Origin of the sequence: Oceanobacillus sp. HCA-5259, from assembly GCF_037892815.1 — a bacterium.
In the GTDB taxonomy this organism is placed as follows: domain Bacteria; phylum Bacillota; class Bacilli; order Bacillales; family Amphibacillaceae; genus Oceanobacillus; species Oceanobacillus indicireducens.
In genome coordinates this window covers 20,987-31,808 of the sequence record NZ_JBBKBV010000039.1, presented here as the reverse complement: position 1 = coordinate 31,808, position 10,822 = coordinate 20,987, and the positions used below count along the sequence as shown (strand labels likewise).

At 34.5% G+C, this 10,822-nt stretch carries 10 protein-coding genes; 8 read left to right on the top strand and 2 right to left on the bottom strand.

The window, feature by feature from the left end; all coding sequences use genetic code 11:
- The 3 genes from WKU33_RS16210 to WKU33_RS16200 all read left to right on the top strand — a co-directional run.
- The coding region (locus WKU33_RS16210) for an ATP-binding protein (RefSeq protein ID WP_340455569.1) at positions 1 to 236 on the top strand (236 nt) is incomplete at its 5' end.
- A 65-nt stretch (positions 237 to 301) separates the two neighbouring features.
- A complete protein-coding gene (locus WKU33_RS16205) occupies positions 302 to 1,219 on the top strand; it encodes an ABC transporter ATP-binding protein (RefSeq protein ID WP_340455567.1) in 918 nt (305 codons plus the stop codon).
- A complete protein-coding gene (locus WKU33_RS16200) occupies positions 1,212 to 1,949 on the top strand; it encodes an ABC transporter permease (protein WP_340455565.1) in 738 nt (245 codons plus the stop codon). Before WKU33_RS16205 ends, WKU33_RS16200 begins: the two co-directional genes overlap by 8 nt.
- Positions 1,950 to 2,381: 432 nt before the next feature.
- Here WKU33_RS16200 and WKU33_RS16195 read toward each other — a convergent pair whose 3' ends face one another.
- On the bottom strand, positions 2,382 to 2,693 hold the full coding sequence (locus WKU33_RS16195; protein WP_397316010.1) for a conjugal transfer protein: 312 nt from the start codon (positions 2,691 to 2,693) through the stop codon (positions 2,382 to 2,384).
- A 793-nt stretch (positions 2,694 to 3,486) separates the two neighbouring features.
- Here WKU33_RS16195 and WKU33_RS16190 point away from each other — a divergent pair.
- The 5 genes from WKU33_RS16190 to WKU33_RS16170 all read left to right on the top strand — a co-directional run bounded on the left by WKU33_RS16190 (position 3,487) and on the right by WKU33_RS16170 (position 9,071).
- Positions 3,487 to 3,657: a hypothetical protein gene (locus WKU33_RS16190; protein ID WP_218122155.1), complete on the top strand. Its 171-nt coding sequence runs from the start codon at positions 3,487 to 3,489 to the stop codon at positions 3,655 to 3,657.
- Between the two features lie 93 nt (positions 3,658 to 3,750).
- A complete protein-coding gene (locus WKU33_RS16185) occupies positions 3,751 to 5,586 on the top strand; it encodes a recombinase family protein (protein ID WP_223805893.1) in 1,836 nt (611 codons plus the stop codon).
- 80 nt (positions 5,587 to 5,666) lie between these two features.
- Positions 5,667 to 6,791 carry a Qat anti-phage system QueC-like protein QatC gene (qatC, locus tag WKU33_RS16180; protein WP_340455559.1) on the top strand — a complete coding sequence of 375 codons (1,125 nt, stop codon included), beginning with the start codon at positions 5,667 to 5,669 and terminating at the stop codon, positions 6,789 to 6,791.
- Between the two features lies 1 nt (position 6,792).
- Positions 6,793 to 7,527, top strand: a complete 735-nt coding sequence (gene qatD / locus WKU33_RS16175) for a Qat anti-phage system TatD family nuclease QatD (protein WP_340455557.1) — start codon at positions 6,793 to 6,795, stop codon at positions 7,525 to 7,527.
- 248 nt (positions 7,528 to 7,775) lie between these two features.
- Positions 7,776 to 9,071: a hypothetical protein gene (locus WKU33_RS16170; RefSeq protein ID WP_340455556.1), complete on the top strand. Its 1,296-nt coding sequence runs from the start codon at positions 7,776 to 7,778 to the stop codon at positions 9,069 to 9,071.
- A gap of 328 nt (positions 9,072 to 9,399) precedes the next feature.
- Here WKU33_RS16170 and WKU33_RS16165 read toward each other — a convergent pair whose 3' ends face one another.
- A complete protein-coding gene (locus tag WKU33_RS16165) occupies positions 9,400 to 10,773 on the bottom strand; it encodes a DUF1565 domain-containing protein (protein ID WP_340455554.1) in 1,374 nt (457 codons plus the stop codon).
- Positions 10,774 to 10,822 lie beyond the last annotated feature (49 nt).

The following is a 10,822-nucleotide window of genomic DNA, read 5'->3' as shown; positions in this document are numbered from 1 at the left end:
ATAAAGGACCAGGTATCCCGAAAGCTGATATTGGAAATGTGTTTGAAAGAATGTATCGAGGTGACCAATCAAGAAATCAATTAAATGGGGGAAGTGGAATAGGATTAGCTATTGCTAAAACTTTAGTGGAAAAAAATAAGGGAGAAATATGGGTGGAAAGTATTCCATGGATAAAAACTACATTTAGTCTTTCTTTTCCTAAATCGGATTTTAAGAAACAGTTAAGGAATAGTTAATAGGTAATTAAATCTTGATCGATACAATAAAGATAAATGGTTGGAGGGAAAAGAGGGTGTGACATTTGGCAGTTATTAAAACGTCAAACTTAACGAAAATTTATGGAAATCAAAAATCAGTAGATAGTCTCAATATGACAGTAAATCAAGGAGAAATCTATGGTTTTTTAGGCCGAAACGGTGCTGGTAAAACAACCACTATTAGAATGTTATTAGGATTAATAAAACCTACTAACGGACAAATTGAGATATTTGGCGAAAACTTCTATAAAAATCAAAAGGAAATTTTAAGAAGAATCGGTTCGATTGTTGAAGTGCCTGGGTTTTATGAAAACCTTACAGGGACAGAAAATTTACTTATTAATGCAAAAATTATTGGTGTTCACAAGAAAAATGCGATTGAGGAAGCACTACAGATTGTTGGATTGCAAAATGAAACTAAAAAGCTAGTAGGGCAATATTCTTTGGGGATGAAACAGAGATTAGGAATTGCGAGAGCTCTTCTTCATCATCCAGAGCTTCTAATTCTCGATGAGCCTACAAACGGTTTGGATCCGATTAGCATTAAGGAGATGCGGAGACTGATTAAATCACTAGCCGAAGAGAGAAATATAACGATATTAATATCAAGTCATATTTTGTCGGAAATAGAACAACTAGTTGACCGTATCGGGATCATTCATAAAGGAAAGCTATTGGAAGAAGTAACATTCGATTATCTTCGGAAAAAGAATCGTAAATACATTGAATTCCAAGTTTCTAATGACAATAAAGCAACGATGCTTCTTGAGCAACATTGCCATATTTTTGATTATGAAGTGCATGATGAAGGAAATATTCGTATATACTCTCACTTTGGACAACAAGCGGAAATCAATAAATTGTTCGTTCAAAATGATATTGACGTAGTAAAGATTGCAATGAGTGAAGACAAACTCGAAGACTACTTTACAAGATTAGTTGGGGGTGACACGATTGACTAATTTATTATTCACGGAATTTTTAAAACTAAAACGTGCTAAAATGATGATCATTAGTATTCTTGGAGCTGCTGTAGCCCCCTTTATCGTCGTTGTCGCTACCTATGTACATATGAAAACGAAACAACCTACTGAAGTGATTTTATTTGAGGAACTATTTTACCAAACTAATTTATATACAGTTTTAGTCATCGGAGTCCCTTTATATGGAGTTGTTACAGCTTTTCTCTTTAATCGTGAATATACGGAAGATACATTGAAAAATCTTCTTACGATCCCAGTGCCGCGAATAAGCTTTATTATAAGTAAAATCCTTCTCTTATTCATTTGGATTACGATGTTAACTTTAGTTTCTTGGGGACTTACTTTACTATTGGGAACACTAGGGCAGTTTGAGGGTTTAAGTTTCTCATTAATCGGAGAATCTTTCAAGCAGTTTTTCACAGGCGGACTCCTTCTTTTTGTTCTTTCAATGCCAATTATCTTTATCACACTTGTCATGAAAAACTATGTACCAACGATTATATTTACAATTGTGATTACATTGATCAATATCATGACAGCAAACTCAGAACATAGAGATTTGTTTCCTTGGACGGCTGCTGGAGATATAGCAAATAATACGTTGCTATCAACATATCCTCCACAGTATTCCTATATTGCGATCATTTTCACTTCTATTATCGGATTTATCGCCACAATTCTCTACTTTAAAAAAATAGATATTCATTAATATTATTTGTTTTCAATCTAAAATAAGGAAGATAAAAACCGTTAGCCTGTTTTTATCTTCTCTTTTGAGTAGCATGAACATAGTATCTAGAGTGTTGCATTCCGTTTTCGTATTGATCCCCATACGTAAAATAAAATTCGTTCGATACGATATATTTATTTTATTCTTCTTCAATCTAAATTTATTGAAGTGCGCAGATACCTCTAAATAAAAATGAACATATTCTCGAAAAATATTTTCCAATTTTATTCATTATTTAAAACTTCGAATATCCCCTTTTAACTAACGCACTGTTATCAGAAATGGTCACCCTACTTCTCAAACGGTATTAAGCCTAGGACTTACCGTTTGAGACAGTCTGCACTAGCACGTAACTAACTTATTGTCGGAACTCTGTGTCGTTCACAAATAATGACGATGAGACTAATTAATTTATTCCACAATCGTCCAATTCGTATCTTTCTCTAAAGCCAGCAGATATTGTGAAAGCTGCATTGCCTTTGTCGTTCCATCTAAATATTTCACCGATATCCAAACATGCACCTGATTTCCAGACTGTTGGAATATAGGATTAACTAGCTCTGAAAATATATAATCTTCATCAATTGGTGGTAAGACATTATTTTTCACATAATAAGCAAGTTCTTTATCCGTGGCAGTCGGATAAAACGTAAAAATGCTTCCATAAATTCTGTGATTTCTTCGAACACAATTAAGATAATTTTTAATGAATTTTATCTTCACTACCAATTTTCACTTTGCTATTCTCCTCTCATTCATCAATTTAATCAAACATTCTTAATGATATCTCCGTTTATTTTTACAAAAATACAACAAATTGCCTTTTCTAATCGGGACTTCATACAAAGAGAGAAAATAGCCAAGATTTTCAATTGTCAACATGATATAAATTCGACAAGCATTTCAGTGAGGATTTTTATAAAATTCTTCGAAATATGCAACAAATATCCTTTTTCAATTGGGGCTACTATAAGAGGGCAGGATTTGTTTTTTCATCACTTATTAAAAAAGCACAAAAAATATCGTAAAAATCTTGGTATGTTCTGAAAATATTTGTTGAAGGTTATGAAAGGACATACTTTATTTTTAAACTAACGCATTCTCCTGTCCATGCTTCTCGGCTATATACGCTTTGTAAATGTTCTTGTTCTGAAAGCGAAACGTTTGGAAAAGTGATGCACTATTGTACCTTGACAAAGAAAGCACGAAATATAACGTCGTGCAGGATAAACGAAAATCAGATACGTTCTCCTGATGATCAGCCATTTGATTCTTGCGCCATGACTTTCTATGGAAACGAGCGAGACATAAGAAATCTAACGTAATCGTGGTGGATTACTGGCGATGACCCATCAGTTGGATAATGATACTCCTCTACCGTCATCGTTCGAGCGTTTGGAGCGTCGCAAACGATGAGTAGGGCTGGAAGATACTTGCAGGGGTGAAATTCCCGTGGAGCTGTACCAACAGCCGTCTGATTTCGAAATACAACTGTTTGAAGGAAGGATGGATGGTCATGAATACCAAAAAACAAAAGACACAACTTCTTATTGTTCGAAAGTATCTCATCGGTGATAGTACGTATATCGTTAAAGCAACCGTAAAGAAACACGCAACCGAAGATGCTGTATGCAAGATTCGTCGCTTGATTTTGAATGACCTAAAGAAAGAACGGATAAAACGATAACGTTTCTTATGAGAAGGCAGTCTACAAGCCATGTCTATGGTATAATAGATAGGTACAATTCCGCTTGTTTGACTGCCGGAATAGGAGGCAGATATGAGTAAACGAGCAAGTGATAAAAAAGAAACGTATGATTCCCTGTACCTTGACAATCAAACGCAACCAAAAGATGCTGCGCTATCTTTTCAGAAGATAAATACTTCTAAGTCTCTCGGTGATGACGTGTTTCACGCTGTTCAAAAAAATGTGATGGAGTTTCAAGTTAAACATACATCTAAGAACACAGATAAAGAAGGAATCACAGCTCTTTATGTTCGTCTTTCTCAAGAGGATACACTGAACGGTGAAAGCAATAGTATTTCCAATCAAAAGAAAATCTTAGATCATTACTGTCGGGAACAAAATTACACGCTTACGTATCATTATGTAGATGATGGATACAGTGGCACAACCTTTGATCGTCCAGCCTTTCAAGAAATGTTAGCACATATAAAGGCAGGAAAAATAAATCGTGTCATTGTCAAAGATATGTCCCGCTTTGGACGTGATTATTTACAAGTAGGCATGTTTACCGACATTCTTTTTCCTAACTTTGATGTTCACTTTATTGCGATTAACGATGGAGTAGACAGTACGAAAGGGGACAATGAATTTACTGCCATTCGCAATATCTTTAATGAAATGCATGCTAGAGATACGAGCAAGAAAATTCGTGCGACATGGCAATCGAAAGGGCGTTCAGGTGAGAAACTAAGCACGAATGCACCATATGGTTATCTGAAAGATCCAACCAATAAAAAGAATTGGATTGTAGATGAAGATGCAGCAGCTGTTGTCCAAAAAATGTTTTCTCTTTGTATGGACGGACTTGGCCCTACTCAAATTGCTAGATGGCTAAGAGAACGGAACATACTTTGTCCCTCCGCCTATTTTCGTTCTAAAGGGATCAAGTATCCTGCTACTCCACCTGCCAATCCATATCAATGGAGCACAGAGACAGTATCTACTATGTTGGAGAGAGTAGAATATCTAGGACATACGGTTAACTTTAAAACGAGAAAAACTTCTTATAAAACGAAGCGCTTTATATACACTGATCCAAGCGAATGGAAAATATTCGAGAATACCCATCCAGCCATTATAGAGGAATCCGTTTTTTTGATCGTCCAAAATATTCGCCGTTCACGACGTCGACCGAATCGTTATGGTGACATGGGGTTGTTCTCTGGATTATTATTTTGTGCAGACTGTGGTGGGAAAATGTATCTTTGTAGAGCAAGTGGTTTTAAGAAAGAACAGGAATATTCGATCTGTTCTACGTATCGAAAAGATCGCTCTTTATGTGGGAAAACGCATAGTATCCGTACCGTTGTGTTAGAGGAACTTGTATTAAACAACCTAAGAGAAGCCCTTCACTATGTGTCTGCGTATGAAAATGACTTTATTCAAGAAGTATCTGACATTCGTATGTCGGAGAAAGAAAAAGAGTTGTCCAAAATGGAGGATACACTCTTACAAATGGAAAAACGTATCGTTGAATTAGATGTTATTTTCAAACGCTTATACGAGGATCACATTTCTGGAAAACTCAGTGATCAGAGATTTATTCACTTATCCGGTGAATACGAGAAAGAACAAGAAACATTAAAAGCGTCATGTCATACATTACAAAAAGAGTTAAAAGAACACGAGAAAAAGAAAACAAATGTCCGTAAATTTGTGAAAATTGCTAGAAAGTATACGAAACTGGAGAAGTTGGATACAGCAATTTTAAGAGAATTTATCGACAAAATTTTAGTGTCATCGAAAGATCATCAAACCAAGACACAGGAAATTACCATTGTGTATAATTTTATTGGTGCGTTTGATTTTAATCGAGCAATCCATCAAACGAAAGGCAAAGATAAACATACAAAAGTTGACGTCATTTAATATTCCGCCAACTTTGTATCCATGCTTTCTTAATTCAGCGCACCTTTCTCCCCAATTTTTTTTCTAAGACAGCACTAGATATGTTTTATATTTCATTATTTGTTTTTGGGGTAGATAGAATTATTCCAAGAGACTCTGCAGATGATTCTTGGACTAGGGACTTTAAATTATATATTCCAGTCTTGGATAAAGAAGCTTGGTTAGAAAATAAAAGTCTATTAGAAGAAATGCTAAGTTTTTTGAGTGGTGATTCATGGGAAGTAGAATTTAGGGGAAGAGAATTAAATGATAGAGAGACAAAATTTAAAAATAGTATAGAAGATGGTAAAACTAATATAGAGTTTAACAAAGTTTGTATGTTGTCGGGTGGATTAGATTCTTTTATAGGAGCCATAGATTTGTTAGATAATGGCTCAGAAAATGATACTTTATTTGTAAGCCATTATGGTGGTGGTAAAGGGGTAAAAGAATATCAAGATATCCTTCGGGAAAAGCTTATTGATAGATATGGATTAACAGAAAGGAACTTTTACTCATTCTATGCTAGCGCTAAGAATGGCGTTGAAGACACTACGAGGACAAGATCTTTTATGTTTTTTAGTCACGCAGTTGTTCTTGCTAGTTCTGTAAATCAGCCAGTAAAATTGGTAATACCGGAAAATGGACTTATATCATTAAATGTGCCACTTACTAGCTCAAGGCTGGGTAGTAGTAGTACAAGGACTACACATCCATTCTATTTATCTCTATTTCAAAGGTTATTATGGAATTTAAAAATTAGGGTGAATATCTGGAATCCTTATCAGTTTAAAACAAAAGGTGAAATGATAAGAGAATGCAGTAGAATTGATTTTTTACAAAAAAACATTGCCAATACTATGTCTTGTTCGCATCCAGATTTGGGAAGGTATACAGGGGAATCAGAGGCCTGCCATTGTGGGTATTGTCTACCATGTGTAATAAGGAGATCAGCTATAAAAAGTGCAGGAATTCAGGATGAAACAAGGTATAGAGACCTCGATTTTACTAGTCTCGATACTGCTAAAATGAACTACTCCTCTTATATGTTGGGTTTGTCAAAGTTTGATAGTAAGCGTGCGTTTTTGGATATACAAAAATCCGGGCCATTGACTCAGGATCTGGACAAATTTACTGACTTATATATAAGAGGAATGAAAGAACTAATTGCTTTTTTGGAGGATTAATGTGAGTAAATTTTATTTTGATGTACATATGCATTTGGATCTATATAGGGACACAGAGAAGATTATAAGACAAATTATAAATCATAAATCATACACTATTGCAGTAACGAATCTGCCTTATTTGTATGAACGTGCCATTAAAAAGTTTGGTGAGTCGAGATACATTAGATTTGCGCTTGGATTACACCCAGAATTAATAGAACAGTTTCCAGAACAGATACCGCATTTCTTTGAAAAACTAGAGCAATGTAGATATATTGGAGAAATTGGGCTTGACTTTAGCAAAAACAACTATAAAGGTAGAATATTACAAACAGATACTTTCGAAAAAATTATAAAAACTTGTGGTAAATTTGAAAATAAAATTCTAAGTGTTCATTCTAGGAAGGCAGAAAGGGAAGTAATAGATATAATAGGCGCTGATTTTAACGGTAAAGTAATGTTGCACTGGTATAGCGGTAATATGACAGAATTAAATAGGGCAATAGGAAATAATTATTATTTCTCTATAAATGGGGATATGTTAGCTAGTAAGAAGGGGAGAGATGTAATAAATAAAATTCCATTAGATAGGATCTTAATTGAAAGTGATGCGCCATTTACTAAGGATACTAGAAAAAATTATAATATCATGTATATTGATAATTTAATAAGCGACCTATCTGAAATTAAAAGGGTTGATAAACATAAAATGTCTAATATACTAAAAGGGAATTTTAGCAGGTTATTAAAATAATTCCCCGAAATTATTGACTTCATGATTTTCTAAATTAGTTACATTTAATCTATTTCGATGGATTTTATTACAAAGCACTAAGAATATGGTTTACCAGTGCTGTATTTTTCACCTTAAATCATCACGGAAGAAAAGGGGCCTGACCCCAATATTCCCGCTAATAGCTAATATATCAAAGATTGCCACCACGGCAATAGTATGGGGGCTGTGTTAAAGATTTTAGAGTATTTGTAGGGGGTTAATAATAAATGGCTTTACCGTTTGAAAAGTGGATTTCTGAGCAAAGGTTTCCGGAAGAGGCTACAGATCTGCTTAATGAAGGCATTATATGTTATAAAGCAGGCGCATATAGAGCCGGGTTGCTTTTCTCTTATCTTGGATTCGAAAAGGTTATCAAAAATAGACTTTTAGTTGCTAAGCGCCCAGATAACGTTATAGAAGGTGCATGGGAGAGCATACAAAGAGACGTAAATAATGATGCCATTTGGGAAGAAACTGTGTTTGATACCGTTACAGGATTTTCTAATATGCCCATTTTTCTTCAAGATAATAAAAAACGTGAAGAAATGAATAGACACCTATCTTATTGGAGAGATAGGAGAAATGATGCTGCCCATGCCAAGGAGAATGAGATAAATAATGCACACGTAGAAACATTTTGGACGTTTATGCAATCTAATTTACCAAAACTTGTTGTGCGCGGAAGTAGAGTCGCAATTTTAGAAAATATTGAACGACATTTTGATCATAGATTTACCCCAGAGGGGACAGATTTCTCACACATAATTCAACAAATAAAACACTCTCTATATGAAGAAGATCTACTAAGTTTTTATCAAGATGTTCAGGGAATATTTGAGGAAATCGATCCATTCTTCACTGTGATTAAAAATGACGAAATGAATAAATTTTGGGATGAACTTTTTAAGCTGGGGGACCCATTTTCACGACAGTTAGTACAATATTTTAAAAGTGAAAAAGGAGCTGAAGTTTTTGAAGCTTTTATTGGAGAGTACACCCATCGTATAGCACTATTTTATGAGGATAAGCACTTTATTTATAACTTGTGGTACGAGAAGATTAAAAACTTTGAAGACCCTTATAAGTTACTTGCCACGCTGTTGCGTAATAACCTAATAGAAGATAGAAGTAAGGAAACTGCTATAAACAAGCTAATTCTGAACTTGAATAACAAAATCCCTTCAGATAGTATTGACTTTATAACATTAGTTGAAAATGGCTATCTTATCAATTTCAGAAAGTTAGTATTTGGAATAGGCGATGATGTTAGTACACTTGTTAATGATTTTGGATGGGGAAATAAAAATTTAAAACCTGTTAGATATTATCTATTTAACAGTGGGTTAGACAAAGAGGTTGTTCAATCTTTATGTAGAGTTTTTCAAAGTCAACCTTATCCTAACAAGATGTGTGCGAATTTGAAAGACTTCTTTAATAAAAACGGGGAATTAAAAGATGAATTTAAAAATATTGCGAAGGATTTAGGAATTTCTCCACCTAAAGATTTGGGATTTGATGAATAGGAAATAAAATTATTCAAATATAATGGTTTAGTTATGAATGAGCATTGGAGTTAGATCAAATCCAATGCTCATTCTTTGCCCCTCAGATATTAACGGTGAACCGTACCATAAGTAGATGAGATCCTATAAGAAAAACAAGATAGCACACCATGCGCCCGATCGATAGTGGAGTGTATACATAAAACGACCATTCATGCGAAATTCGGCGAGTTTTATTTTTACTGCACCTTTTGTGAGTTTACTCTTAAAATATATTTTCCATACTAAAAGGCAATCACTTTTTAAAGTCATTGCCTTAAATGGGTTTCGATTCAATTTTTTTAACGATTCACCTTCCAAGAGAAGTCTTTTCCAATATGAAATCAATATCCTCTATTTCCATATACCTAGATTCTTCATCACTATTTGAGGCTTTTTGAAAGTCTGGAAAGGATGTATAGGATTTATTTTTCCAAATCCATATCCCCTCTTTTCCTTCTTCGTCATGAAAAACATTTTGCTTCCATGTATTATTTTGAATTGTATCAAAGTAATTAGCGATAAAAATTCGAGTAGGACCTGCGGTGAATATGTTTTTTTCTATTCGAATGTTTTTACTGTTATGCTGCATCAATAACTGTCCGCCTTCCAGCGCTTTTGTATCATTACGATATAGAACATTTTCTGCAATCACGGAATTTTTAGTGCCGCCTCTCTCCTTATCGTAACCACCAACTGAAATCCCTGTAAAATGATTATTATATATTTCATTATGGAGTATGCTAATATTCTCAGCATACTGATTAGCATGCTCTGATGTTGCCTCTATTCCAATGTCATTGGCATATACCTTGTTTTCCTCGACAATAATATTTTTTCCACCATCAATATAAATACCGCCTGCAGCATATTCTTCTCCATATGCTGGGTTTCCAAATGAAGATATTTCATACACTGTATTATTTTTTACACAACCATTACGCACAAAATCGGCATTTGGATCATTTGAAATGCCTTCAAAACCAATCAGGTCAATACCAATATTATTATTTCTCCGAACAAGATTGTCTTTCACCGTAAATCCGTCTATATTGCCGTTGAGCACAATCGATTCACTAGCACCAAGAATTAAATCTTCAACTGTATTATTTACGATTACAATATCCTTCATCCCGTCCGTCCCATATACAGCAATTCCATGGGCATTTCCATCATCAGCCAGAGTTTTTATATCATGTACGTGATTATTTTCCAAATGAATATGGCTGCTTGAACCAGTCACAAATATACCCATAACTGTATGATCGCTTACGTCTGTTGTCAAATCCTGTATTGTTAGTCCGCTGATTGTAACATAGTCATTATCCTCAATTGTTACTAAGGGTATATCGCCTTCTAACTGTTTTAAGCCTTCTCCACTAATTACTACGTTTTCCTGATTATATGCTTTAAATTCAACAGGTTTCTCCTTTGTGCCGCTATGCTGGACGATTAGCTGTTCATTATAAATGCCCTCCCGAATATATACAACTGTTCCTGCCTTCGCTTCTAGTGCTGCTTTTTTAAGCGTTCGATAAGGCTTGGAGATTGTTCCGTTATTTTTGTCGTCTCCATTTATAGAAACATAAATTGTATGAGTACTGCCGCTGTTACTCATGACGTGATATAGCACAAAGCCACAAATTATTGCTATAGTCAAAATTAAAATAATCCATTTTTTCATCATGTCCTCCATTATAAATTGCTTTACGATATTTAAATAAGTATAAGTC

Bases quoted from the DNA above. Each gene is read 5' to 3' on its own strand.
- WKU33_RS16185 (WP_223805893.1), top strand. From the start codon at position 3,751: ATGAGTAAACGAGCAAGTGATAAAAAAGAAACGTATGATTCCCTGTAC.
- WKU33_RS16165 (WP_340455554.1), bottom strand. From the start codon at position 10,773: ATGAAAAAATGGATTATTTTAATTTTGACTATAGCAATAATTTGTGGC.
- WKU33_RS16170 (WP_340455556.1), top strand. From the start codon at position 7,776: ATGGCTTTACCGTTTGAAAAGTGGATTTCTGAGCAAAGGTTTCCGGAA.
- qatC (WP_340455559.1), top strand. From the start codon at position 5,667: ATGTTTTATATTTCATTATTTGTTTTTGGGGTAGATAGAATTATTCCA.
- WKU33_RS16190 (WP_218122155.1), top strand. From the start codon at position 3,487: ATGAATACCAAAAAACAAAAGACACAACTTCTTATTGTTCGAAAGTAT.